The sequence below is a fragment of the Kitasatospora sp. NPDC005856 genome (assembly GCF_040629945.1).
Classification (GTDB): domain Bacteria; phylum Actinomycetota; class Actinomycetes; order Streptomycetales; family Streptomycetaceae; genus Kitasatospora.
In genome coordinates, this window is sequence record NZ_JBEXWT010000026.1 from 80,980 (window position 1) to 105,258 (window position 24,279).

Consider the following 24,279-nt stretch of genomic DNA (forward strand, 5'->3'; position numbering starts at 1 on the left):
GTTGCGCAATAAAAATTTCATATCTCGCGCCGGTTCGCCGGCAGTGGAAGCAGAGGGTGGCGTCAGCGCAGGGTGACCTCGCGGGGGCCGTTGAACGGGGCCAGGGACAGGACCGTCTTCGGGGTGCGCAGGGCGTCGTGCTCGGCGAAGAGGCGGCGGACGGCGGGGAGGTCGACCGGCCCGGAAGTCAGGTGGGCGACCTCGTCGTACGGGGCGTTGGGCGTGTTGGTGGAGCCGGTGCCCCAGGTGTCCCAGAGGAGCGTCTCGACCTTGTTCAGGGCCGCGAGGTCGAGCCGGGTGGAGTGGGCGACGAACCACGCGCCGTTGAGCGGGCCCTCCTCGGGCGGGTGGACGCCGAAGGAGCCGGCGGCGGCCCGGTCCGAGCGGATCGTGCGCCAGGCCCGGCCGGCGACCAGGAAGCGGTCGCGCGGGACGTCCATCGGGTCGAAGTCCACCCGCGAGGCGGTGGCGACCTTCGGGTCGGCCAGCTGCGGGTCGGCGAGCAGCCAGCCCCGCCGGTCGTCCCAGTACTCGGTGGCCACGTGGTCGCCATGGAAGCCGTCGGGGCCGAGGTAGTCGGCGAAGCCGCAGCGCAACCGGGCCGGGACACCGACGTGGCGCAGGAACGAGCAGTGCAGCAGCGCCAGGTCCCGGCAGACGCCGACGAAGCGGTCGGCGGGCGCCCGGGAGTGGCTGAGCGGGGCCGGGTCGCGGTCGGTGATCAGGTGCAGGATGTCGTCGAGGTAGCGCGTCTCGGCGTCGTGGTGGAGCCGGTTCACCGGGATGTGGTGGTGGAACAGCCACCCTTCGAGGCGATGGATGATCAGGTTCCGGGCGATCCGGGCGAGTCGGCGGGGGTCCTTGGGGAGATCGGCGTAGCGGGGGAGGTGGGGGCCGGGGTCGGAGAACGCGCTCTGCCCGAGGTAGAAGGCGGGGAAGTCGGCGGAGGGCACGGGGGAACTCCCAACGGGCTTCGGCCGCATGATCGATGGCTGGGCCGCTGGTCCTCACCGTGGCAAATTTCGGGGGCGATTGTCCAGAAGGGACCGATGGGAAGGGGTGGTTCGGCTGATCCCGGTGGTGCGGTAGTAGGGGGTGGTCCGGTGGGTGGGGCGGTCCGTGGGTGAGCGTGGTCCGGCCGGCCGGACGGACCGTTGGGCGGTGGGGCGGTGCCGTTCAGCGGGTCGGGGTGGGGACGCCGCCGCCGTCGAGGTGCTCGACCCGGACGCCGGGCAGCGTTCGGGACCAGGTCTTGGCGAGCGGGGCGAGCCGCGCTGCGGAGAGCGGCGCGGGGCCGAGGCCGATCGGGAGGTGGGCACGGCCGTCGGCCGTCCGGTACGGGTGGGGCCAGGCGTGCAGCCGGGTCGCCCCCGCCGCCTCCAGAGCGGTCAGCAGGGCGCGGATGCGGCCCCGGACGAGGCCGAGTGACTCCTCGTCGGTGCTGATCACGGCCCAGGCGGCGTGCCGGCGGTGCAGCGGGGGAGCGGCGAGCAGAGCGGGCCACGGAGGCTCGGCGCCCGCTTCGGTGGTCACGTCTGTCACGTCTGCCATGTCTGTCACGCCTGCTTCGGCGGCCTCGGCGGTCAGCTCCCAGGCGCGGTAGAGCTCTTCGGTGACCAGATCGCGGATGTCGGCGCCGACCTGGGTGGTGCAGCTGCGCACCGGGGCGGAGGGGGTGAGGACGGTGAGCGGGCCCGAGCCGGCGGGCGCCGGATCGTCGGTGAGGGCCACGGGCCGGCGCCAGTCCCAGCTCGCCCAGGTCTCGGTGAAGCGCCGGAAGAGGTCGTCCTCGGGGCTGTCGGCCGCCTCCAGGACCGTCCGGGTGGCCAGCACCGACCAGGCGAGCGAGGGGAGTTGGCCGAACGGCGCGGAGTCCAGGCCCCGCGCCCGGGCCCAGGCCTTGACCTGGCGGGCCAGCCGGACGAAGCGGGCGTGCCGGTCGCCGAGTGCCGTCAGGATCGCTTCGGCGTCCGTGACGGCGCTCAGCGCGACGGCTTCGGCCTCACCCAACTCCGCGCGGCGGTCGACGGCCTGGGCCGGGTCGAGAGCGCCCGTGAAGACCACCACGAGGTCCACCGACAGGCCGTCGGCGGCCAGCCGCAGCCCCGGCACCCGGGCGCCGCGCACCTCGCGCAGCCCCCGGGCCCCCGGCAGCGCGGCCGCCAGCCGGGCGCGGACGGCGGGCAGATCGGCGGGGCCGGGCAGCGCCGCCACCAGGTCCAGGTCGGCCCCGTCCAGCTGGCAGCCGAGCCGCCGGGAGCCGACGGTGTGCACCACGCCCTCGGGCAGGGCCGCCGCGATGCGCCAGGCCAACGTCCGTGCGGTGGAGGTGCGTTGAGCGGCCTCCGGGGAGGGTGAGGCGATCGGCTGCTCGGGCGCCGGCCGCACCTCGCCCGTCCCCAGCGAGACGATCGCGCGTGGCCGCATCGGCTCGGCGCCCCGGCGGGAGAGCACCACCAGCTCGCCGACCCGGGCCGAGACCCCGGTGAGCCGGGCAGTGCAGTCGGCGGCCACGCGCTGCGGGTCGTCGCTGCGCCCGAGGCTCAGGTGCGGGGTGAAACCCTCCGCCCGGCCGCGACAGCGGGGGAAGCGCCGTTCCAGCGCGTGCCGAAGGGCCGCCCAGGGCGCGGGGGAACCGGCGGCCGGGTCCAGCCAGACGGTGGCGTCCTCGCGGTGCCCGAAGGTGTGCACGCCCTCCAGTCGCGCGGTGAACGGCGCCACCTCGGCGGCGGCCGCGGCCAGCAGCGGCAGGGCGCGGTCGAAGTCGGCCTCCGGGACGAAGCCGAACAGCAGGTTGACGTGCGGGGGCCAGCGGCGCAGCTGCGGGTCGTACGCCTCGCGCAGACGCTGGATCGGCGGCCACAGCTCCTCGGGCGGCAGCCAGGCGACGGCGGTGCGGGCGGTGGGAGCGGTGTCGAGGACCTCCGGTGAGCCGGTGTCGAGGTCCCCGCCGTCGAGCGCGAGGTCCACGGCCACGCCGTAGTGGTCGGAGGGAAGGAGCCCGTCCTCGTCCGGACGGTCGCCGAGCAGGACGGCCGCGGTGGCGCGGGTGCCGTCGGCGCGGTGCAGGACGCGGTCCAGGCGGCCCGGGCGACCGGTCAGCGAGGAGACGGCGGCGAGCGGGTTGACCGTCGGATCGAAGGTGGGGGTGTCGTCGGACGGTCCGTGCACCTGCGTCCAGGCGTCCCGCAGGCCGAGTGCGGCGGCCGGACCGGCCGGGCCGGAACGGCCGTCGTTGAAGTCCCCGAGCAGCAGCAGCTTGCCCTCGACACCGGACAGCCCCTCGGCGATTCGGGCGAGTTCGGCCTGGCGACGGGCGGCGCCGTCCGGCGAGTGGTCGCTGGTGAGGTGAACGGCGGCGACGGTCAGCGGCATGCCGTCGGTCCCGATCGAGAGGGCGGTGACGGCCTTGTGCGGGCCCAGCGCGTGCCGCCCTGCCGCCAGCACCGGCAGCCGGCTGAGCAGCAGCAGCCCGTGGTCGGCGACGTCCGGCCCGAGCGGGTCGGCGCCCAGGGTGTACCCGACGCGGACCCAGGGGGCCGCCAGCAGCTGGGCGACCAGGGCGGGCTCGACCTCCTGGAGGGCGATGACGTCGGCGTCGGCGGCCTCCAGCGCGGCGAGCAGCAGGGGCCTGCGGCGGGCGGTGGCGATCCGGTCGGCGTCGTAGCGGTCCCACAGGGTGTTCCAGGTGACCACGCGCAGGCCGGTGGCCGTGGGGATGTCCGGTCCGGCGTCGGCGGGCCGCCAGCCGCCGCCCGGGTGCCAGGCGTGCGGGGTGGTCGCGGTGAAGAAGGGCGAGGGCAGCCGGGGCGGGTCGGTGCGACGCCCGGCCTCGGTGGTGTCGAGCAGGTCCACGCCCGAGGCGCGGTCCCAGACCCGCACGCCGTCCGCCTCGACCCAGTGCACCCGGTGCCAGGGGATCTCGCCCGAGGCGGCGAAGGCCTCCAGTGGGACGCGCTCGGTGCGGTCGTCGCGCTGGCGCACGCCCAGGGTGAAGCGGGCCGGGTCGAAGCGGGCGTCCCAGCGGATGCGCTGGCAGATCTGTTCGATGGGACGCATCACTCCTCCTCCTCGTCGATCGTGCCCGCCGTGTCCTCCACGGTGCCACCGGGGCCGACGTACCAGGTGCGGTGCGCCTGGCCCGGGTAGGGCGGGCCGAAGCGGTGCAGCTGTGCGGCGAGCACCTCGGCGGGCACCGGGTGCGGTCGGACGGCGTTGCGCCGCACCAGCTCGTCCTCGCCGACCACCAGCACCACCTGGGTGACCAGGGCGTCGCGGCGCCGCGCGAGGGCGTGGACGTGGGAGCGCTGCTGGCGGTTGAGCGAGGTTGCGTCCCAGACCACGGTGGCCGCCTTGGTGAACGTCTCGGTGGCCGGCTCGGTGGGCGTGGCCGCCTTGCCGTGGCCCGGGGCGCCCAGGGCGGCGTCCAGCCGGGCCAGCCCCTCGCGCAGCACGTCGGCGTTGTCGCGCTGGTCGGCGCGCGAGCCCCGGGCGGCGCGCAGGTCGTCCAGACTGATCCGGGCGGTCACCCCGGTGAGCCCGGCGGCGAAGCTGCTCTTCCCGCTGCCGGAGGGGCCGCACAGGTGGACCAGCCGGGGGAAGCGGCCGTCGCGCCAGCGCCAGGTGGCCGCGACGGCCTCCTCGGCGGTGGCGATCCGGCCGAGGGCGTACGCCTCGCGGGCCTGGGCCCAGCAGCGGTCGGCGGCGTCGCGGTCCAGGCCGGTCAGCGCCTCGCGCAGCCCGGCTCGCAGCCGGGCGAGCGGCGCCCCGTCGAGCAGCCCGGCGTCCTCGGCGTACAGCGCCGACCAGGCGACCTGCTCGCGCTCCACCCGACCGGGAGCGGCGGTCGCCGCGACGGCGTGCAGCACGCCGAGGTCGGCGGCGGCCGAGAGCCGGACCAGCCCGGTGCGGCGCTCCTCGTCCGGGTACGGGTGCTGGAGCGCCGGGTGCAGCCCGACCAGGTCGGCGACCCGCCGGGCCAGCGGCAGCCCGAGCGGCCCGGCCAGCCGGGGCGCCAGCGACTGTCGGGGGGCGGTGCGCAGCGCGGTGGCGAGCACGCCGGCCAGCCGGGCGTCCCCGCTCCGGCCCAGTTCGTCCAGCCGGGTCGATATCTCGGCCAACTCGTCTGCAGAGCAGGTGAGTTCGGGAACATTCAGGGCGGCCGCGAGTGCGGCGGGTTCGGGCAGCGCGCCGGAGCGCACGGCCCAGAGCGCGGCGCTCGGTCCGAGCCCGTTCTCCACCACGGCGGCGTGCATCCAGTGGGTGTCGGTGCGCACGTGCCGCGGGCGGACCCACTTGGCGACCCGCTCGCCGAACTCGGCCCGGGGGAAGCCCCGGACCGTCCGCACCACGTACCCCTCCTGATGGTCGAGGTCCAAGCGCAGGGCGCGCAGGGCCCGTTCGTCGTAGCGGCCGCGCCACAGCACCCGGGGGGTGGGGATGCCGAGGCGGCGCAGGAAGCGGACGGTGTCGTCCCAGCTCAGGCAGTGGTCCCGGCCGTCGTCCCGGCCGTCGGTCCGGCCTTCGTGCTCGCCGTCGTGCGTGCCGTCCCGCCAGACCGAGAAGCCGTAGAACCAGCTCTCCAGGTCGGTGTACGGGATCGAATGCCGGGCGAACAGGTTCTCGCCGCAGATCCGCCAGCCCTCCGGGATGCGCGGCGCGATCCGGCCCTGGAGGCCCTTCACCCAGGCGCGGGAGGGGTGGTGGGCGGAGTCCAGCGAGCGGGCGTGCAGACCGTCGCGGTAGAGCGTGGTGTTCTCGCCGTCGAGCTTCTCGGTGACGACGACCTCGGCGCCGGCCAGCCCGGAGAGGTCCCCCGTCCGTACGTCGTCCGCCGCGACGCCCGGTGACCAGGGCAGATGCGGCGTCCGGGGGTAGTGCACACGCATGTCCTGCTCCCTGGGCGTTCTTGATCCGGCCGACACTGTAGGAGCCGCCGCGCAGCCCGGGCCACCGATTAAAGCCGGCCCCGAAGGCGGGCCTCCGGGTGCCGAAGGACCTGGACGACACGCGGGCAGGAACGTCCCTGCACCGCCGCGCCCCGCCCCCGGGGTGCAATGGCGCGACCCGACACGTCGTCAACAGGGAAGGCCCGCCGGTGGAGACGAGGACGAAGGACGCGGACCCGGTCCGGGTGCTGGACGTGACGAGCGCCGACTACCGCCGGGCGTTCGAACTGTTCCTCGCCGGTACGGACGAGAAGCCGATCACCCACGCCCGGATCGGCGAGATCGTGGCCACCCTGCCGCACCGCCGGGTCCTGCTCGACCTCGGCGCGGGCGACGGCCGCACCACCGCCTACCTGAGCCGCTCCTTCGACCGCACCATCGCGGTGGAACCCAGCGCCGCGATGCGCGAGAAGCTCGCCACGGCCTGCCCCGACGCCCTCGTCCTCCCCGATCCGCTCGACAAGGTCCACCCGCCCGAGCGGGCCGACCTCGTGCACCTCTCCCACGTGCTCTACTACGTGCCCGAGGCGGACTGGTTCACCACCGTCACCCGCGCCCTGGACTGGACGGCCCCCGGCGGTGCCCTCCTGGTCGTGCTGCAGAACCCGGAGAGCCCCTGCATGCGGATGGCCGCGCACTTCACCGGCGTCCGCTACGACCTCGGCCCGCTCGCCGACCGCCTGCGCGAGCACCACCCCGAACACCGCTACGCCCTCGAAACCCTCGACCTCCACTACCGCACGCCCCACCTCGCCGAGGCGGTGGACGTCGCCGAGTTCATGGTCAACGTCGCCGACCTGGCGACCCTCGATCCCCGCCCCTCCCGCACGGCCCTGACCGCCTACGTCCAGGACCACTTCGCCCTGCCCACCGGCGGCTACGCCATCGGCCACACCCAGGACACGCTCGTCATCCGCCGCACCGCCCAGGCCTGAGGCCCCGCCCGGACACCGACTCCCCGAGCGGTTTCGTCCTACTGAGCCTGTTCCATGCCGTTCCCCGGCTGTCCGGACCGGCGGGTGCGCACCGGGGGCGCGCTGTCGTCGTCGAGCCGGTCCAGGAAGGCGGTCACGGTATCGGTGACCTCGTCCAGGCTGCGGGCGCTGAAGAGCACGGGCTGGTAGCCGGTGATGGTGTAGCCCGTGGCGAGCACGGCGTCGATGTCGAGTGGACGGACGCGGCAGCGGTGGAGCTGACGCATCTCTCCGTAGGAGGAGAGCAGGGCCGCGCCGTAGGCCTTGGGCCTGCCGTTCTCCTCGAGGATCCCGTACTCCAGGGTGAACCAGTACGCGTCGCTGATCATCTGCAGCACGTCCGGATTGTCGATGCGCATCGCCGCCCGCCCGATCAGCCGGTACAGGTCGGCGAACCGTGGGTCCGCGAGGTGGATGCCATGGCCGAGGACGTCGTGGATGACGTCGGGCTCCGGCGTGAACAGCGGCACCGCCGGGTGGCGGACGAACTGCACCGCGTGGAAGTACCCGTGGGCCATCGACCCCAGGAACCGCTTGTTGGCGACCACGCCACCGGCCAGGGTGAAGTCGAAGCCCGTCAGGGCCCGCAGGCGCGCGCCGACCTCCGTGTGCTGCGGGATCCCGTCCGCCGGAATCGGGGCCTGCTCCCTGGCCTCCAGGGCCGCCCGGCAAGCGTGTTCGGCCTGCGCGGCCCACACCGCCTGGTGGACCCTGCGCCAGGTGCGGTGCTCGGAACGGCTGTAGGCGACCGGCGGCGACGGATCGCCCACCCGGTGGTCGCGAGCCGGCGTCGCGATCGCCCGCCGGCGTCGTAGGTAGACCGGATCGGCGAACCCCGGATGCTCCGAGGCCGCGCCGAGCCGACCGTCGGCCGCGATCGGGGTACGGAACTGAATGTCGGTCACGAACCGATGCTGCCACCGACGAGCACCGATGAAGCGACCACACGGCGGGGCCGGCCGGCCCTGTGCCGCCGACCCCGACACCGGCGAGCGCCTCGGGACCTCTCCGAGCGCCTCACCGCCGTCCGCTTCCCCTTCCCGCCCACTGCCCGACCCCGGCCGGCACTCCGGCGGCGAGGTCGCACCACGCCCCGGGGCCGCCGGGCCGCCGACCTCACGGCCGGACGGCGCGGTAGGTGAGGAGACCGCCGGGCTGGAGGTCGGCGAAGAGGTCGAGGAGGGGAGGCGCGGAGTCGGCGACCGCGACGACGCGGGCCATGGTTCCGCCGGGAGTCCCCTGGCGCCAGCGGGGGCGGTCGCCGACGGTGTAGGGCAGCTCCGCCTCCACGACGCCGGGAAGCGCGAGAAGGGCGTCGACGGTCGGCGCGGCGGTGAGGACGGTGTCCTGGTGCGGGGCCTGGGGCAGCAGGAAGGCCGTGCTGCGGGCCGGCGGCGAGAACTCGGGAGGCTCTCCGCCGGTGGCGATGGCGGCGCAGGCCAGCACCGAGTCGAAGGAGCAGCAGTGGTGGAGCATCTCGGTGACCCCTCCGCCGATGCGGCTGTTGACCTCGATGACTCGGGGGCCGTCCCGGGTGAACATGATCTCGGTGTGGACGCCGGAGTCGGTGATGCCCAGGGCGTGGATCGCCCGGGAGGCGCAGTCCAGCAGCGGGGCGAGGACGGTGTCGGGCAGCACCGAGGGCATGATGCCGCCGTTCTCGCGGAATCCCGGGGAGAGCGGGAACTTGTCGGTGACCGCCAGGTGCCGGACGGTGCCGCGCCGGACGAGCGACTCGACGCTCGCGTAGGTGCCGTAGCGGGGGTCGCCGTGCAGGCCGACGCCGACCAGGAACTCCTCCAGGACGAAGTCCGGGACGGAGCCGCCGCGCGGGTCGGCGGCGTAGCCGGCACAGGCGGCGGACCAGAGCCCGGCCAGGTCGGTCGTACCGTCCACCCGGAAGGTCGCCAGGCTGCCGACGCCGGCCTTGGGTTTGAGGACCGCGGGCAGGCCCACCCGCCGGGCGGCGGCGCGGAGTTCGTCGAGGTCGCGGACGGACGCGAAGCGGGGGGTGGGGATGCCCGCCTCGGCCAGGAGCCGCCGCTGCTCGTGCTTGTTGCGGATGGCCGCGAGCGACCTCGGCGCGTTGGCCGGCAGCCCGAGGCGGGCGGCCGCGATGTGCACCGGTTCGAGTGACATCTCACCGAAGCCGAGGATGCCGGCGGGTTGCCGGGCCTTCGCGACGCCGGTCAGTTCGTCGGCCGCCGTGTCGTGTCCCGGGATCGTCGCATGGGTGCACCACTCGTCGAACAGGGCGGCGCGGGCGCGGTTCAGCCCGGGGTCGGGGCCCGGGACCCAGAGGATGTGCAGCTCGTACGCCGAGCACAGCCGGGGGAGGTACCAGGCGGGCCGGGGGCCCGTCGGCACGTCGAACAGGAGGAGCCGGGGCAGCGGAACGGTCGACATGGGCGCCTTCGGTCGTGGTCAACGGGGGGAGTCGGACGCCGGTCCCGGCGCCGGGGGAACGGGCTCCGTCAGCAGGGCGCCCAGGTCGGCCGGGTGCACGTTGCCCCCGCTGACGACGGCGACGCACGGTCCGGTGCCCGGCAGTCGGTCGGAGTGGTGCAGGAACGCCGCCGTCGCCACCGCGCCGGACGGCTCGGCCACCAGATGGGTCCGGCCGGCGAGGAACGCCACGGCCGCGCGGATCTCGTCCTCGGTCACGGTGAGGATCGCGTCGACGTGCCGCCGGATGTGCTCCCAGGTGAGCTCGCCCAACACCGGGGTGCGCAGGCCGTCGGCAACCGTGCGCCCGGTGCGGGCCGCCGTCCAGCCGGTCCGCCGGCCGCGCCGCAGGCTCTCGGCCGCGTCCGCCGCCAGCTCCGGCTCCACCCCGACGACCCGGCAGCCGGGGATCGCGGACTTCGCTGCGACGGCCACCCCTGCGATCAGACCGCCGCTGCCCACCGGTACCAGCAGGGTCGGCTCCCCGGCCGACCCCGGCCGGTGGGCCGGGAGGTCCTCCGCGATCTCCAGACCGACGGTGCCCTGACCGGCCATCACCAGTAGGTCGTCGAACGGGGACACGACCGTGGTGCCGCGGTCGGCGGCGAGCTCCTCGGCGGTCCGGCGGTAGGCGTCGGCGGGGGCGGTGACCACCTCCGCGCCCAGCGCCCGGGTAGCCTCGATCTTGAGCCGGATCGCGGTGTCGGGCATCACGATCGTCGCCGGGATGCCGAGCCGCCGGGCCGCGTGGGCCACCGCCTGCGCGTGGTTGCCGCTGGAGTGGGCCACCACGCCGCGCGCCCGCTCCGTCCGGTCGGCGTTCGCCAGCCGGTGGTGGGCGCCCCGGATCTTGAACGACCCGGTGAGCTGGAGGTTCTCGGCCTTGAGCCACAGCGGACGGCCGGGGACGGGGGCGGCCAGCAGCGGGGTGCGCAGCACCGTGCCGGAGAGGGCATGGCGGGCCGCTTCGACGTCCTTCGGGGTCAGCAGCCTCGGGGGCCGGGAGTCCACCGGGCGGGGCAGCGGCGCGGACGTGTTCACGGGAGTCCTTCGCGGAAGACGACGGTTTCACGGGACGGCCGTCCGAAGACGGGCGGGTGCGGCGGGCCGAGGTCGGCCGGAGCGACGGCGAGCGGTCCCGGCGGACCGACTCTCGCAGACCGGCTCCGGCCCTGGCAGCACGGCCCGGTCGTCGTGATCACGACAGTCGTAAACAGGAGACCCGCGCCGTCCGCGCGGGCTCCGTGGGGCAGCGCCACGGGCGGGCGACGTCGTCTTTGCGCCTGGCGCAAGTCCGCCGATGCCCGGCCCGCCGATCCGCCTCCCCCGCCTGCACAATGAGCTGGGCCGTCACGGTCCGTGTCGGCCCGGCACACGGTGCGGGCGGGGTGGGAAGCATGACGGAGGGGAGTGGACCCGTGCTGTCCGGGAAGAGCTCGGCCGTTGGGCGGGGGCAGCCGTCGGCGTCGCAGTTCGCGGTCTTCCTCGGCGGGCAGGTGTTCTCCCTCCTGGGCGACGGCCTGGCGTTCCTCGCCGTGCCCCTCGTCGTCCTCGAACTGAGCGGGGACCCGTTCGCCGCTGCCCTGGCCGCCGCGCCGCGGACCGTCGGCTACCTCCTCGTGGGCCTGTTCGCAGGCGCGCTGGTCGACCGGCTGGACCCCCGGGCGACCATGCTGGCGACGGACGCCGTCCGTTTCTCGGCGTTCCTGACACTGGCTCTGCTCGCGCACACCGGGGGCCTGCGGGTCTGGATGGTCCTGGCGCTGGCGTTCCTGGCCTCGGGGGCCGGGGTCTTCTTCGAGACGGCGCTGACGGTGGCGGTCCGCGACCTGGTCCAGGGGCGGCGGCTGGTGCGCGCCAACTCCTGGCTGGAGGCGACGAACCAGGCCTCGCTCGTGGTGGGCCCCGGCCTGTTCGGCGTTCTCAGCGCCCTCTTCGGGCTGAACACGGCGCTTTTCGGCAACGCGGTCACCTATCTGCTGTCGCTGGCGACGATCTTCACCATCGGACGGTTCGGCGGGACGCCCGCCGGGGCCGGGGCGACGACGCGGGGCACGCTCCGCAGGCTCCGCGCGGACATGGCCGACGGCCTGCGCTTCCTTCGGGACACCCGGCTGATCCTGCTGCTGACCGTCCTCCAGGCCACCGCTAACCTGTTCATCGCCGTGGAGACACTGATCCCGTTCTACGTGCGGAACCACCTCGGGTTCGGGGATTCGGCCCTGGGCGTGGTGGTCGGCCTGGGCGGCCTGGGCGGCGTTCTGGGTGCGGCGGGCGCGGCCCGGCTGGCCACGCCCGGGCGCCGGCTCGGCGTGGTGGCCCTGAGCGCGGGCTGCCTGGGGGTGGCTCTGGCCCTGATGGGTCTGGTCGACGGCCTCGCCCCGCTGGCCGCGCTCAACCTCCTGGTCAGCGGTTCCGCGGTGCTGGCCGTCGTGGTGATCCGCAGCGTCCGGCAGGAGCTGGTGCCGCGGGAGATCCTCGGCCGGGTGACCGCCACCGCCCGGATGGCCGCGCTCGCCGCGAGCCCGCTCGGAGCGATGGCCGCCGGGTCCCTGGCCGGGCTGAACCACTCCGACCCGCGGCCGGTGTTCGTCGGGTTCGGTCTGCTCGCCACGGTCACGGCGGTGTTCGTCTGGTTCGCCGGGCTACGTGACCACGCTCCGGGCGGTGCGCGGGCGGAGGCACCGGACACCGCGTGACCGGCGCGGCCGACCCCCGCCGGGACCGGGCGTGTCGACGCATCGACGTGCCGAGGGTTCCACGTCGTCCCATCGAGCCGTCGCCCCGTCGAGCCGTCGAGCCATCGCCCCACCGGGCCATCAAGTCAACGAGCCATCAAGTCAACGAGTCAACGGAGGGAAGAGGGCGTCATGACGCATCTGTTGGTGATCAGCGTGGGCACCGAGGTGTACCGCCGGTACATCCTGGAGGATCTGCGTTCGGCGGGAGTCCGGGTGACGGCGGTGCAGTCCGCGCCCCGGCAGTCGTGGGCCGTCCCACTCGTCGACGCCACGCACGAGGCGGACCTGCGGGACCGGGCCCGGGTGGTGGAACTGGCGGAGAAGCTCCACGCCACGGAGCCCTTCGACGGCGTCCTGACCTACGACGAGGCGCACGTCGAGCTCACGGCGGAGGTGGCGGAGGCCCTGGGCCTGCCCGGGCTGTCGCGGGAGGCTGCGGCCAGGAGCCGGGACAAGCGGCTGATGAGGGAGGCGTTCCGGGAGGCCGGCGTCCCCTCGGCCCGGAGCGTTCTCGCCATGACGGCGGACGGCGCGGCCGAGGCCGCCGCGCTCATCGGCTACCCGGTCGTCCTCAAGCCCCGCAACCTCGGGGGCAGTTACGGGGTCGTCCGGGTCGACGACGAGGAGCGGCTCCGCGAGCTGTTCCACGTGGCGGTCGGTGCCCGGATCGGCCGGATCGACACCGTCCCCGGGGTCCTGGTGGAGGAGTACCTGGAGGGCCCGGAGCTCAGTGTGGAGTCCGTCGTCCAGGACGGTCGGGTCCACATCTGCGGGCTGACCGAGAAGGAGGTGGGGTTCGCCCCCTACTTCGAGGAGCTCGGCCACATCTGCCGGAAGCCGTCGACGTACCCGGGGTACCCGGAGATCGAGCGGGTCGTGGTGGCGGCCCACCACGCGCTGGGGATCACCTACGGGGCGACGCACTCGGAGCTGCGGATCACGACGCGGGGGCCCCGCATGATCGAGACGGCGGCCCGGCTGGGCGGCGAGAAGATCCCGTACGCGACCCGGCTGGCCACCGGGGTGGACCAGGTGGCGCTCACGGTCGCCGCACTGACCGGCGGCCGGGTCGAGGTGCGCCCCGAGCGCGAACTGTTCGCCGGCGTCCGCATGGTCTACCCGTCGCAGGACGGGCGGGTCCGTGCCCTGGGGCACCGGGCGGGCGCGGAGGACCTGTGGCACGAGCTGGTCTGGCACGCGTCGCCCGGGCAGGACATGGCGCTGCCGCCCCGGGGGTTCATGACGAGGCTCGGCCACATCGTCGCCGTCGAGTCCTCCCACGAGGCCCTGACCGCGCGCCTGCGGGACTCCGTCGCGGCCTTGACGATCGCGATGGATCCGCCGTCCGCGCCGTCCGCCTGATCCCGGCGCCGGGGGCGGGCGCCCCGTTTCCGGATTGCGTCAGTCGCGATTGTGACGCCCGATCATCCTGTCCGGGGCCGACGGGGTGTGGGAAGCTGAAACCGGTTGCCCCGGTACGGATACGACCGGGCTTCGGCCGCGCGCCACCGGTCCTCCCCGGACCGGTTCGAGCCGCGAGGTCCTCCTGCGTCGGAAGCACCGGACGCGCCGGAAGCACCGGAAGGCACCGATCCCGCCGAGCACGGCGACCCCGGCCAACCCGGCGAACACGCCGGGGCCGGCGAACATCCCGATGGGCCGAGGCGGCCGGAACCCACCGCCCACCATCGTCTCCGACCATTCCCGACCCGAGAGGGAGAACCATGCCGACTTCGGTTCTACGACTCGAGCTGACCGACTCCGAGGCGCTGCAGGTCCGGAAACTGCTCGACGACGTCCTGCTCGATCCCCGGATCCTCGACCAGCACTACTTCCTCGAACAGGCCCACGTCCTCGCGCACGAACTGCCCCGCCGCATCCGGGAGACGTTCTACGCCTTCAAACGCAACGAGCGCGAGGTCGCCCTCCACGTGGTGGGCTCCCCGGCCCCGCGGGAGGCGCTCAGCCCCACGCCGACCCGCTACGTGGAGACCGAGCCCGGCTACGAGATCAACGAGAGCCAGGTGCTGCACGGGCTCTACGGAAGCCTCCTCGGGGAGCCGATCGGGTACGTCTCGCAGCGTGCGGGCAGCCTCTTCAACTCGATCATCCCGATCCCGGGCCTGGCCGACGTCGCGAACTCCAGTTCCGGTTCCAACCACGACTTCGGCTTCCACATCGAGGACGCCTTCCACCCGACCCGGCCCGACTTCCTCGGCCTGGTCTGCCTGCGCAACGACGAGGGCGCGGGGACGACCCTGTCGAGCATCGAGGGCATCGACACGCTGACCCCGGAGGAGTGGGAGGTGCTCTGGGAGCCGCGGTTCCGGATCGGCCACAACCCGATCCACGAGACGTCGGGTGTGATCGACGAGGAGCAGCAGTCCGTCTTCTTCGGCAACCGCGAGAACCCGTACTTCCGGGTGAACTTCGCCGCCCTGCGGATCGACGAGCTGACCGGGGTCGAGCGGAGCGCCCTCGAGAAGCTCCACGGCTTCCTCCAGCGGAACAAGGCGACCCTGGTCCTGCGGGGCGGCGAGTTCGTGTATGTGGACAACTACCGTTGTGCGCACGCCCGTGACGCCTACACGCCGCTGCCTGCGGGCCGCTCGCGGTGGCTGTCGCGGCTCTGCGTGACCAGTGACCTGCGCAAGTCCAGCACTCTGCGCGCGGACACCATGAGCCGCGCCATCGCGGCCTGAACGCCCTGCCGCGGGTCCCGTCGGCCAGACCCGGTCGACGGGACCCGCGGGGCGGACGGCTCGGCGGCTCGGCGGCTCGGCGGCCGGCGGGAGGCCGGCGGGAGGTCGGACCTCGGGAGGAGGAGCAGGGGTGATCGAGTTCGAGCGGGTGTCGGCCGGTCGGTTCGGCGGGGCGTCCGGGGCGTCCGGGGCATCCGGGGCCGGGCCGGGGCCGGACGCCCCGATCGGCATCTTCGACTCCGGGTTCGGCGGGCTGACCGTGGCCCGGGCCGTCCTCGACCGGCTGCCGTGGGAGTCGGTCCTCTACCTGGCGGACAGCGCGCGTTCCCCCTACGGGCCGCGGAGCATCGCGGAGGTGCGCTCGTACGCGTTGGAGTGCCTCGACCAACTGGTGGCCCTGGGCGTCAAGATGCTGGTCATCGCCTGCAACTCGGCCAGTTCGGCGATGCTGCGCGACGCCCGCGAGCGCTACGACGTGCCGGTCATCGAGGTGATCTGTCCGACGGTGCGGGAGGCGGCGGTCGTGACGCGGAGCGGGAGGGTCGGGGTGATCTGCACCGCGGCCACGAAGACGTCCATGTCCTACGAGGACGCCTTCGCGGCCGCGCCGCACGTCCGGCTGACGGTGCAGTCCTGCCCCCGGTTCGTCGACTTCGTGGAACGCGGGGTCGTCGCGGGCCCGGACCTGGCGGCCGCCGCCCGTGAGTACCTGGCGGGCCCGAAGGCGGCCGGGGTCGACACCCTCATCCTCGGGTGCACCCACTACCCGCTGCTGGCGGAGGTGATCGCGGACGAGATGGGCGAGGGGGTGTCCCTCATCTCCAGCGCGGAGGAGTCGGCCAAGGACGTCGCCTGGCAGCTCGGGAAGCTGGGCCTCGCCCGCGCGCGGTCCGTGCCGCGGCACGTCTTCATGACGACCGGGGACCCCCGCCAGTTCCAGCGGATCGGACGGCGCTTCATGGGCCCGGTGCTCACGGACGTGGCCGCAGCAGTGCGTTGACGAGGCGCCGGCGGTCCTCCGGGTGGTCGGCCAGCCAGAGCCCGAGCCGGTGGTCGGCCCCGGCGAGGCGCAGCTCGGAGAAGTCGGCCCGGGCGGCCAGCGAGGCGCGGACCAGGTCGGTGACGCCGGGCGGGATGACGGCGTCGTGCTCCGGTAGCACCAGCAGGGCCCGGCCGTCGAACCGCGCGAAGGTGCCGGGCGCGGAGCTGTTCCGCCAGCTGTCGGGCCGGCGGATCAGCTCGGTGAACCCCGAGCCGAAGGGCACGTCCCAGGCCTCCGTCCCGTAGATCCCGGGGGCGCAGGCGGCGAGCGCGGCCACCCGGCGGCCGTACAGCGCGACCAGGTCGGCGAGGGTCTGGCCGCTCATGCTGAAGCCGACCAGGGCGAGCGGCCGGTCGGCGCCGAGGACCTCCCCGATCACGGCCGCGGCCTGGTCCCGGCGCCGCCGGAGGCTGAGGTCGCGCAGTTCTCCGGTGCTCTCCCCGTGACCGGAGAAGTCCAGGGCGACGGCCGGGTGACCGAGTGCGGCGAACTCCTCGGCGAGCGGCAGGTTGCGCTCCTTGCTGCCGGTGCCCGCCCCGTGCAGGATGACGACGCCGGGGCGGTCGGCGGTGGCGCCGGCGCCGGGCTCCGGGGTCACCGTGTACACGCTCAGCTGCTCGCCGTCGATCGGGTGAACGGTCTTGCCTACGACGCCCATGACGCCCTTTCTGAAACGGAGTTGACATCTGATCAGAAGAGAAATGTCACACTGCACTCAGTCGCCGCAAGTATACTGACCGGACGTACGGGGGTTCGTGGCACGGCTGTTGACGAAGGGGCCGGAGCACACCGGCGGGGGGAGGACGGCAACCACGCGGTGACGGGGGCGTGTTGCGCGTGCCACCTCTCCGGCCGGGCAGGCCCCGTCGGAGCCGTCCGGCCCGTTCCGCTCCGCTCTCCTTCGGTCCACCGTGTCCTCCCACCCCCGGCTTCGACTCGACGGAAGGTGGGAGGATGGATTCCCTGCTCAGGGAACGCACCCGGCCCGGTCTCCGACCGGTGCAGCTGACGCTGACGGAGCTGGCTTCGTACCGGCGCATCGTGAACGACGGGCCGCTGCGCCTGGAGGACCTGCCCGCCGGGCAGGACCGGGCGGCGTCCGCGTCCACGGTGGAGCGGCTGGTCAAGGCAGGCCTGGTCCGTCGGCTGGCGGCCGGCCGGCTGGCCGCCGTCGACCCGGCGCACGTCTCCGACCGGCTCCTCGAAGGCTGGGAGGAACGCGTGCAGGGCGCCCAGTCTGACCTGATGGTCGCCCGGGAACAGCTCGCCGAACTGGGCCTCATCTACGCGGCCCGGCAACGGGACTTCCAGGGCCCCCAGTTCGAGCGGATCGAGTCGGCGGACAAGGTGCTCCGCACGGTGGAGCGGTACGCGGGCGAGAGCCGCCACGAGGTCCTGGCCGCGCTGCCCGGAGGGCCCCGCCCGGCCGCCGAGCTGCCCGGGTCCCGCGACTGGGAGGGCGAACTGCTCCAGCGCGGCGTGCGGCTGCGGACCCTCTACCAGCACGCGGCACGCTTCCACCCCCCGACGGTGGCGTACGCCGAGGAGGTCACCGGACTGGGCGCGGAGGTCAGGACGGTGACCGGGAGCCTGGCCTGGTTCCTGGTCTTCGACCGGAAGGCGTTCCTGGTGCCGCTGCGCGAGGCACCCGGCGGCGCCCTGATCGTGCGCAACGAGGACCTCGTGGCCTTCGCGGTGGAGATGTTCAACCGCTTCTGGACGGCGGGCGAGCCCATCGGGAAGCCCCGGGACAAGGCCTTCATCCAGGGCCTGACCAACCAGACCCAGCGCTCCATCCTGCAGCACCTCGTCGACGGCGCCGACGACCGGGCCACGGCCCGGGCACTGGGCATCTCGGTGCGGACGTGCCAGCGGCACGTCTCGGAGATCATGCGGGAACTCGGGGCCACCAGCCGCCTCCAACTGGGCTACCTGCTGCGGAAGAACGGCCTGCTGGAGAGCGGGGACGAGGGCTGAGGAGCCGCCCCCGACGGGCCGGCGGCGCGCCCGGGGCCGGTCGTGGGAACGGGGCCGGTCGTGGGCACTGGGGCGGGGCGTCTTCCGCACGGCAGACACCCCGCCCCGTCCGGGCGGTGGCCACCGTTCGCGGCGGCGCCGGAGGCGGCCGTGCGGGGGAATTCGGTTGCGGTCGTGCCGGGCGGGAGGAAGGCTCCGAAACTCCGAACTCCCGAATCTCCGAACATCCGAACCCCCGAACCTCCCGAGCACTTCCGAAACTGGACTTCCCGATGAGCAACGTCATAGTCAGCACTGGTTACGGTCAGGTCCGCGGTCGCCTCCACGACGGAACGGCGTCCTTCCTGGGCATCCCTTACGCGGCACCGCCGTTCGGTGTGAACCGGATGCGTCCGCCCCGGACCCCCGAGCCGTGGAGCGGCGTGCGCGACGCGCTCGTCCACGGCCCGAGCGCACCGCAGCCGGGCTACGCCCCGGCCATGGCGGGCCTCCTCGTGGAGGCCGGCCCCCAGGGCGAGGACTGCCTCAACCTCAATGTCTGGACGCCTTCTCCGCACCGGTCCGGCGAAGGTCTGCCCGTCATGGTGTGGATCCATGGCGGCGCCTTCCGCAACGGGTCCGGCTCGCTGCCCACCTACGACGGCTCCGTCCTCGCCCGTGACGGCGTCGTCTGCGTCACCCTGAACTACCGCCTGGGTGCGGAGGGCTTCCTCCTGTTGCCCGACGGCACCGCCAACCTCGGTCTCCTGGACCAGATCGCCGCGCTGGAGTGGGTGCGCGACAACATCGCCGCGTTCGGCGGGGATCCCGGCAACGTGACCGTCTTCGGGCAGTCGGCCGGGGCGATCGGCATCACCGCGCTCATGACGATGCCCCGGGCCGAGGGTCTGTTCCGGCGGGCCGTCACCCAGAGCGGGGCCGGACATCACGCGCACACGCCCGAGACCGGCCGCCGGGTCACCGAACGTCTGGCCGCACTCGCCGGCACCGAGTGCACCGTCGAAGCCCTCGCCGCCGTCCCGCCGCAGGACCTGGCCGCGGCCAACAGCCGACTCGCCCAGGAGATCGCCCGCAGTACCGATCCGGGTCAGTGGGGCGAGTCCGCGGGAGGCGGCACGACCGTGCTGCCGGTGGCCGGGACCGCGACGCTGCCCGAGCGCCCCGTCGACGCCATCGCGGCCGGTGCGGGAAGCCGGCTGGATCTGCTCACGGGCGTCACCTCCGAGGAGTTCCGGCTGTTCCTGGTGCCGCTCGGCATGGCCGGCCGCATCGACGACGGCTTCCTGCACGGTTTCCTCGGCGCGCTCGGGCTGGAGCCCGTGGCCGCGCGGGCCGTGTACGCCGGGGCCCGACCGCGGTCCGGTGCCGCCGACCTGTTCTCGGCCGCGATGACCGACCACGGGTACCGCCTGCCGGCGGTCCGCATCGCGGAGGCCCGCGCCGCCCACGGCGCGGACACCTACTTCTACGAGTTCACCCAGCCCTCCCCGGCCTTGGACGGCTCCCTCGGCGCCTGCCACATGGCCGAACTCGGCCCCGCCTTCGGGAACCCGCACGACCCCCTGACGGATCCGTCGGCTCATCCGCTGCTGTCCGAACGGATGCGCGGCGCCTGGACCTCCTTCGCCCGCCACGGCCGTCCCACCAGCAGCCACCTGCCACCCTGGCCCGCCTACCTGCCCGGCCGGTCCGTCATGTTCCTGGACGCCACCGCACCCGCCGTCCGTCAAGACCCCGCCCGGCCCGAACGGCTCCTGTGGGACGGCCTCCGCTGACCGAAACCCTCGGGACCGGCGCAGGGCCGCTGCCCGGCATCCCCACGCGACGCCGACCCGGAGTACCCCACCGGGGCACCCTTCGCGTCGCGCCCCCGAAGCCGGGGGCGGCCCGATCCACGGTCGACCGCCCCCGCAACACCGCTGAGCGCGGTTCAGCCGGCCCGGCTCACCAGCCGTTGCACCCTTCGCGATCGTGAACCGGCCCGATGCGAGCTCGGCCGGCCAGTCGCGGGCCACCAGGCGCTTCGCCTTCGAGCGCACGGCCTCCGCCTTCGCCGGCACGACCTCCAAGCCGAAGAGACCCGCCGACTCCCGGCAGCTCAGCGCCCCTTGGCCGAGCCGATCCCGGTCCGCGAGGGCCTGCAGGATGCGCTGGTAGTCCACCGAAAGTACCGAGTGGGCCAGCCCCTCGCGCCACACCGGCACCACCGATTTCGGCTTCGCCGCCTCCGCGGGCCCGGTCCGCGCCGAGGGCGCTGTCCATCTCCCGCGGAACCCCGCCGGCCTGGCCTTCGACGCTGTCGCCGTCAGGGGCGACCACCGCATCAACCCGCCTACGGGCTATCCCGTCGCGCGGGTACCAGTCGGCGAAGTCCTCGTCCCGCCACAGGCCGTCGAGACGGTCACGCACCCACATCGCCGTCGTCCCACCGGGATTGCTGGCCCGCGCCATCCTCGCCGTCAACACCGGGACCTCGTTCGCGACGCCCGAGCAGGCCGCTCGAATCGGTACGGTGAGGGAACTCCTCACGGACAGCGTGAACTGCCGAGGCTGCCGTGGGGGAGCATCCCCGGACTCGAAGAACTACCGTTGCTGGCGCGCTGTTCAGGGCGTCCCGTGCGAGGCCCCTGTCTCGGTGACCCGCTCGATCCTGGAGTACGTCACCGAGGCCTGGTTCACGAAGATGAACACCGCGCGGCCCGACAGTCCCATCCTCCAGATCGCTGCGGAGCGGTGGGCCGGGCTGCGGCAGAAGCCGACGGACGCCGAGCGGATGGAGAAGGCCGTGGCGTCCCTGAAGGCAGCGGAGGCCGGCGTTCAGCGGCTGGCCAAGCAGCAGGCCGACGGCTTCTTCGACCCTCCCTTCGACACGCACCTGCCTCGACTGCAGCACGAGGCCCGGACCACGTTGGCGAAGGCGAAGAAGGAGGTGGCGGACCCGACTCCGAAGAAGCTCGACATGTCGTTCCTCCTGGAGGACGAGACGATCCGCGAGGCCTGGGACGAGGCCAGCCTCCCCCTCCGACGCGACCTCCTCCGGTTGTCACTCAGGCGCGTGGTGGTCTCCAAGGGACGGCGCGGCTACAACGTCTTCGACGGAGACGCGCGGGTCGAGATCCACTGGCTGGACTCACCCGACCCGTGGGCATCCGAGGTGACCACCGAGGATCTGGCGCAGGCCGCCTGAGCCCAGGGCTCGAAGGAGCGGGCTGTCGATCGACGACGGCCCGCTCCCTCTGCTCTGTGCGCAGCGGGGCAGCGGCAACGTCTACCGTGTTTTGTCGGCCGGACCAAAACCGGAGCGAAGGGCGGCGGCGCGATCAGGTCTCGGTCCGAAGCCCGACATCACCGTGGTCTTCCATCTTGCCGACGCCCCTGAAGCCGGGCGCTTCGTTCTCCGTACGTCGTCGTGGGACTTTGCGGACGAGCTCGAACGAGCACTGCCGACCTCCGGCCTGCCCGGGCGCCTCCGCTTGGTGCTGTCCACGAGGGGGTTCGAGGGTCGGGCCGGCACTCGGGTGCGATACGCGTACCCCGGGGCCGAGCCCGAGCAGAGGGACACGGTCGGTCGACCGGACGGCGTACCGTCAGCCAAGCGGCCCAGTTCCACGAGCGTCCGCTGCGTGCGGCCAGTGAGCTGTACAGGGAGTCGGTGTTTGGACCGGTCTCCCAGAGCTGTTTGGAGGAGAGTCCGTGCCGGACCCGACGACGTCGTACGCCGACCTGCGCGCCCTGGTGATCAACTGCACGCTGAAGCGTTCGCCGGAGCGCAGCCACACCCAGGGTCTGATCGACGTCAGCACCGGCATCCTGGAGCGCCAGGGCGTCGCGGTCGACGTCCTGCGCGCGGTCGACCTCGACATCGCCACGGGCGTCTGGCCCGACATGACCGAGCACGGCTGGGAGACCGACGAGTGGCCGGTGATCTACTCCCAGGTGATGGCCGCCGACATCCTGACGCTGGCCGGACCTGTCTGGTTGGGAGACAACTCGTCAGTGATGAAGAAGGTCATCGAGCGGCTCTACGCCTGCTCCTCGATCCTCAACTCCGCGGGCCAGTACGCTTACTACGGTCGGGTCGGCGGCTGCCTGATCACCGGAAACGAGGACGGCGCCAAGCACTGCGCGATGAACGTCCTCTACAGTCTCCAGCACCTCGGCTACACCATCCCGCCCCAGGCCGACGCCGGCTGGGTCGGCGAGGCGGGCCCCGGCCCCTCCTACCTCGACGAGGGCTCCGGCGGGCCGGAGAACGACTTCACCAACCGCAACGCCACCTTCATGACCTGGAACCAGCTCCACCTCGCGCGCATGCTCAAGGACGCCGGCGGCATCCCGGCCCACGGCAACCAGCGCTCCGAATGGGACGCCGGCTGCCGCTTCGACTTCGAGAACCCCGAGCACCGCTGAATTTCTGGCTTCGGTGAAACGCCCGGTGCTGTCCGATCGTCATGTGGTGGAACTTCATCGGCCGATCCGGTGAGGAGATCGTACAGGCGCGAACGGATTGGGAGAAGGGTTCCCGATTCGGTGAGGTGCACGGCTACGACGGTGCCCGACTGCCTGTCCCGGAGCTGCCCGACATTCCGCTGAAATCACGCGGATGGGCGCGCTGACCTGGTGAAACGTGCGGCTGGACAGGCTGCTCTCCTGCTGGCGGCCGCTGCGCCGGGACGGCCGAACCGCTGCCTGTCTGGTGCCCGTCGCCCGGCGGGTTTGTCGAGTTCGGGGAGGGGTCGAGAGTCTCACGTTCGGGCGTGTGTGACAGGGTTCAATCGGATCGATGCTGACCTCTTGCTGACTTTCCCGATGGTGCGTCAGCTGATTGCTGCGGTTACTTCTGCTGTTGTCGGCAGGCCGCCGGTGGGGCCGGCATCGGGGAGGGTGGCGAGCCAGAACGGGGTGTCGGCCGGCTCCTCCGGGGTTCGGGCGGTCTCGCCGTAGGCCATGCCGGTGTTGGTCTGGCTTGGGGCGGCGGCGTTGACGAGGAAGCCGATGTCGACGAGTTCGGCGGCGAGGATCTGGGTGAGAGCGTTGAGGCCGGCCTTGGAGACGCAGTAGCTCACGTTGCCGGTGCCCATGTTGCGCGACCGCCTCGCCGGCCGCGAGGCGGTCAAGGATCGGATCCGTATGTTCCTCCTGCTTGCCGACGACCGACAGGCTCCAGGATGTCGATGACCGCGAAGAATCGTGATCCCTGTGGTTCGTCTTCCCGGCGATGCTCGCCTGGGCCGTGTTCATCACCGTCCGGCTCGAACACGGTCAGGAGGAGTTGCCCGCCGCCGTCCGAGCGGCCCGTGGATCCTGTGACCGCGACGACCCGGCGGATGGCCGCTGCCTGCCGTCGGACGGGACGGGAACCGGCTACCGGCGTAGCCGCTCGACCAGTGCGGTGAAGAGCTGCAGGTTCGGGAACATCCATACCGGGTCGCCGGTCAGGTAGGTCGGCTTCCCGGCGGCCTCGACGCGGACGAGTCCCTGCATCGTGTGGACGCCCTGCACCTGCGACCAGGAGACCTGCTTCCGCCCCGCCGCTCCGGCTCGCCAGGAAGCTGCCGAACGGTATGGTCTTGCCCGCCCGGAGTGCGATGAGCGCGTCCGCCAGCTGCGCCTCGGTCGCGGGGAATCGTCGGTGACGGTGGAGACGCCGTCCAGGACGATCACGGCCCGATCGGTGGTGACCACCCTGTCCTCGCTGGGGCGACCGGGCCCGGCGAGTTCGCCGATACGGACAGTGGAGCCACCCACCAGGGCCGCACGAGAACCGGCACTGGGATTGGTCTGCATGAAGAACTCCACTCTGGTCTGGACAGATGTGGGCGAACGACAATGCTGCGGCACGGTAGGGCCAGCGGGCCGGCAGCCCGAGGCCCTCAACGGCCGAGGCCAGGTGGGAATTGCCAACCGTGCAGGGCCTCGGTGATCAGGGCGTGGGCGCCGGGCCCGTAGACGGCGGACTCCTGGAGCAGCCGGAACGCCCGGTGGAAGAGGCCGACGCGCGTGGGGTCGGTGATGGTCTCGCATCCGCGGTAGCCCTCCACCTCCACCCGGGTGCCGTCGTGGATGCCGAAGCTGTCGCCGGGGTAGGCGTGCAGGCGGGCTCGGGCACTGGTGCGGGGTGACCGACGAAGGAAAGCAGCCGGTGCCCGCTACCGTCGAGGGCTGCCGGGCGCAGTTCACCGCGCCGAACCGGTCGCTGACGGTCAATCTGGCCCGGCGCTGCTAGGTTCTGTCCGGTCGATCATGAGCGGAGCCAGATGACCAGTGCGGCGACCGTGACCGTGCCGAGGAAGACGTAGACGCGTTTGTCATATCTGGTCGCGACGGCGCGGAAGTTCTTCAACTTGTTGATCGCTCTTGTATCGCTCTTTGTCGAATCCGGGCGGTCGGCCGCCGGCTCTTCCTCGCTTGCGGCGGTTCGCCGCCTGGTCGGCCTTCTCGGGTATGACG

19 protein-coding genes and 3 pseudogenes are annotated in these 24,279 nt (G+C 73.2%); 10 read left to right on the forward strand and 12 right to left on the reverse strand.

Translation table 11 applies throughout. The features are described from left to right. Positions 1 to 62: 62 nt before the first annotated feature. From ABZ449_RS18120 to ABZ449_RS18130, 3 genes are all read right to left on the reverse strand, one after another. Complete coding sequence (locus ABZ449_RS18120; protein WP_360346689.1) at positions 63 to 953, reverse strand: transglutaminase domain-containing protein; 891 nt, start codon at positions 951 to 953, stop codon at positions 63 to 65. A 223-nt stretch (positions 954 to 1,176) separates the two neighbouring features. Beyond that, on the reverse strand, positions 1,177 to 4,059 hold the full coding sequence (locus tag ABZ449_RS18125; RefSeq protein WP_360346691.1) for an RNA repair domain-containing protein: 2,883 nt from the start codon (positions 4,057 to 4,059) through the stop codon (positions 1,177 to 1,179). Beyond that, positions 4,059 to 5,888 carry an RNA ligase family protein gene (locus tag ABZ449_RS18130; protein WP_360346693.1) on the reverse strand — a complete coding sequence of 610 codons (1,830 nt, stop codon included), beginning with the start codon at positions 5,886 to 5,888 and terminating at the stop codon, positions 4,059 to 4,061. The genes ABZ449_RS18125 and ABZ449_RS18130 overlap by 1 nt, the downstream gene beginning before the upstream one ends. Before the next feature lie 209 nt (positions 5,889 to 6,097). Here ABZ449_RS18130 and ABZ449_RS18135 point away from each other — a divergent pair, with 209 nt between their 5' ends. Beyond that, on the forward strand, positions 6,098 to 6,883 hold the full coding sequence (locus ABZ449_RS18135) for a class I SAM-dependent methyltransferase (RefSeq protein WP_360346695.1): 786 nt from the start codon (positions 6,098 to 6,100) through the stop codon (positions 6,881 to 6,883). Between the two features lie 38 nt (positions 6,884 to 6,921). Here the strand turns inward: ABZ449_RS18135 and ABZ449_RS18140 are convergent, their stop codons facing one another. From ABZ449_RS18140 to ABZ449_RS18150, 3 genes are all read right to left on the reverse strand, one after another. Next, positions 6,922 to 7,827 (reverse strand): phenylalanine 4-monooxygenase, encoded by a 906-nt coding sequence (locus tag ABZ449_RS18140; RefSeq protein ID WP_360346697.1) that lies wholly within the window; start codon positions 7,825 to 7,827, stop codon positions 6,922 to 6,924. A gap of 211 nt (positions 7,828 to 8,038) precedes the next feature. Beyond that, positions 8,039 to 9,328 carry a hypothetical protein gene (locus ABZ449_RS18145; protein ID WP_360346699.1) on the reverse strand — a complete coding sequence of 430 codons (1,290 nt, stop codon included), beginning with the start codon at positions 9,326 to 9,328 and terminating at the stop codon, positions 8,039 to 8,041. An 18-nt stretch (positions 9,329 to 9,346) separates the two neighbouring features. Continuing rightward, positions 9,347 to 10,408, reverse strand: coding sequence for a threonine/serine dehydratase (locus tag ABZ449_RS18150; RefSeq protein WP_360346701.1), 1,062 nt, complete (start codon positions 10,406 to 10,408; stop codon positions 9,347 to 9,349). Positions 10,409 to 10,785: 377 nt separating this feature from the next. On the opposite strand from ABZ449_RS18150, the gene ABZ449_RS18155 reads away from it, so the two are divergent. From ABZ449_RS18155 to murI, 4 genes are all read left to right on the forward strand, one after another. Then, positions 10,786 to 12,066: an MFS transporter gene (locus tag ABZ449_RS18155; RefSeq protein WP_360346703.1), complete on the forward strand. Its 1,281-nt coding sequence runs from the start codon at positions 10,786 to 10,788 to the stop codon at positions 12,064 to 12,066. Positions 12,067 to 12,237: 171 nt separating this feature from the next. Beyond that, positions 12,238 to 13,470, forward strand: a complete 1,233-nt coding sequence (locus ABZ449_RS18160; RefSeq protein ID WP_360346705.1) for an ATP-grasp domain-containing protein — start codon at positions 12,238 to 12,240, stop codon at positions 13,468 to 13,470. A gap of 362 nt (positions 13,471 to 13,832) precedes the next feature. Beyond that, on the forward strand, positions 13,833 to 14,810 hold the full coding sequence (locus ABZ449_RS18165; RefSeq protein ID WP_360346707.1) for a TauD/TfdA family dioxygenase: 978 nt from the start codon (positions 13,833 to 13,835) through the stop codon (positions 14,808 to 14,810). Between the two features lie 130 nt (positions 14,811 to 14,940). After that, the gene (gene murI / locus ABZ449_RS18170) at positions 14,941 to 15,810 is read left to right on the forward strand and encodes a glutamate racemase (RefSeq protein WP_360346709.1); all 870 of its coding nucleotides are present in this window, start codon (positions 14,941 to 14,943) and stop codon (positions 15,808 to 15,810) included. Here murI and ABZ449_RS18175 read toward each other — a convergent pair. Beyond that, the gene (locus ABZ449_RS18175; RefSeq protein ID WP_360346711.1) at positions 15,782 to 16,510 is read right to left on the reverse strand and encodes an alpha/beta hydrolase; all 729 of its coding nucleotides are present in this window, start codon (positions 16,508 to 16,510) and stop codon (positions 15,782 to 15,784) included. The genes murI and ABZ449_RS18175 overlap by 29 nt on opposite strands. A 296-nt stretch (positions 16,511 to 16,806) precedes the next feature. On the opposite strand from ABZ449_RS18175, the gene ABZ449_RS18180 reads away from it, so the two are divergent. Next, entirely contained in the window at positions 16,807 to 17,829 is a 1,023-nt protein-coding gene (locus ABZ449_RS18180; protein WP_360346713.1) for a LuxR C-terminal-related transcriptional regulator, read from the forward strand. A 272-nt stretch (positions 17,830 to 18,101) separates the two neighbouring features. Further along, positions 18,102 to 19,604: a carboxylesterase/lipase family protein gene (locus ABZ449_RS18185; protein ID WP_360346715.1), complete on the forward strand. Its 1,503-nt coding sequence runs from the start codon at positions 18,102 to 18,104 to the stop codon at positions 19,602 to 19,604. A 177-nt stretch (positions 19,605 to 19,781) separates the two neighbouring features. Here the strand turns inward: ABZ449_RS18185 and ABZ449_RS18190 are convergent. Beyond that, positions 19,782 to 20,057, reverse strand: a pseudogene (locus tag ABZ449_RS18190) (hypothetical protein); the annotation flags it as partial. Positions 20,058 to 20,464: 407 nt separating this feature from the next. Between ABZ449_RS18190 and ABZ449_RS18195 the strand changes: the two are divergent. The 3 genes and pseudogenes from ABZ449_RS18195 to ABZ449_RS18205 all read left to right on the forward strand — a co-directional run. After that, on the forward strand, positions 20,465 to 21,016 hold the full coding sequence (locus ABZ449_RS18195; RefSeq protein ID WP_360346717.1) for a hypothetical protein: 552 nt from the start codon (positions 20,465 to 20,467) through the stop codon (positions 21,014 to 21,016). 506 nt (positions 21,017 to 21,522) lie between these two features. Further along, on the forward strand, positions 21,523 to 22,239 hold the full coding sequence (locus ABZ449_RS18200; RefSeq protein WP_360346719.1) for a flavodoxin family protein: 717 nt from the start codon (positions 21,523 to 21,525) through the stop codon (positions 22,237 to 22,239). A 35-nt stretch (positions 22,240 to 22,274) separates the two neighbouring features. Continuing rightward, positions 22,275 to 22,445, forward strand: a pseudogene (locus ABZ449_RS18205) (pirin family protein); the annotation flags it as partial. A gap of 201 nt (positions 22,446 to 22,646) precedes the next feature. Here the strand turns inward: ABZ449_RS18205 and ABZ449_RS18210 are convergent. The 4 genes and pseudogenes from ABZ449_RS18210 to ABZ449_RS18225 form a co-directional block, all read right to left on the reverse strand. Then, positions 22,647 to 22,910, reverse strand: coding sequence for an SDR family oxidoreductase (locus tag ABZ449_RS18210; RefSeq protein ID WP_360346721.1), 264 nt, complete (start codon positions 22,908 to 22,910; stop codon positions 22,647 to 22,649). Between the two features lie 283 nt (positions 22,911 to 23,193). Next, entirely contained in the window at positions 23,194 to 23,628 is a 435-nt protein-coding gene (locus tag ABZ449_RS18215) for a hypothetical protein (RefSeq protein ID WP_360346723.1), read from the reverse strand. Between the two features lie 74 nt (positions 23,629 to 23,702). Further along, positions 23,703 to 23,870, reverse strand: coding sequence for a hypothetical protein (locus ABZ449_RS18220; RefSeq protein ID WP_360346725.1), 168 nt, complete (start codon positions 23,868 to 23,870; stop codon positions 23,703 to 23,705). Positions 23,871 to 24,070: 200 nt separating this feature from the next. Next, positions 24,071 to 24,279 (reverse strand): annotated as a pseudogene (locus ABZ449_RS18225) (IS5/IS1182 family transposase); the annotation flags it as partial.

Excerpts from the sequence above, each read along its gene's own strand:
- ABZ449_RS18165 (WP_360346707.1), top strand. The coding sequence starts at position 13,833 with ATGCCGACTTCGGTTCTACGACTCGAGCTGACCGACTCCGAGGCGCTG.
- ABZ449_RS18175 (WP_360346711.1), bottom strand. The coding sequence starts at position 16,510 with ATGGGCGTCGTAGGCAAGACCGTTCACCCGATCGACGGCGAGCAGCTG.
- ABZ449_RS18125 (WP_360346691.1), bottom strand. The coding sequence starts at position 4,059 with ATGCGTCCCATCGAACAGATCTGCCAGCGCATCCGCTGGGACGCCCGC.
- ABZ449_RS18145 (WP_360346699.1), bottom strand. The coding sequence starts at position 9,328 with ATGTCGACCGTTCCGCTGCCCCGGCTCCTCCTGTTCGACGTGCCGACG.
- ABZ449_RS18160 (WP_360346705.1), top strand. The coding sequence starts at position 12,238 with ATGACGCATCTGTTGGTGATCAGCGTGGGCACCGAGGTGTACCGCCGG.
- ABZ449_RS18130 (WP_360346693.1), bottom strand. The coding sequence starts at position 5,888 with ATGCGTGTGCACTACCCCCGGACGCCGCATCTGCCCTGGTCACCGGGC.
- ABZ449_RS18180 (WP_360346713.1), top strand. The coding sequence starts at position 16,807 with ATGGATTCCCTGCTCAGGGAACGCACCCGGCCCGGTCTCCGACCGGTG.
- ABZ449_RS18185 (WP_360346715.1), top strand. The coding sequence starts at position 18,102 with ATGAGCAACGTCATAGTCAGCACTGGTTACGGTCAGGTCCGCGGTCGC.
- ABZ449_RS18210 (WP_360346721.1), bottom strand. The coding sequence starts at position 22,910 with ATGGGCACCGGCAACGTGAGCTACTGCGTCTCCAAGGCCGGCCTCAAC.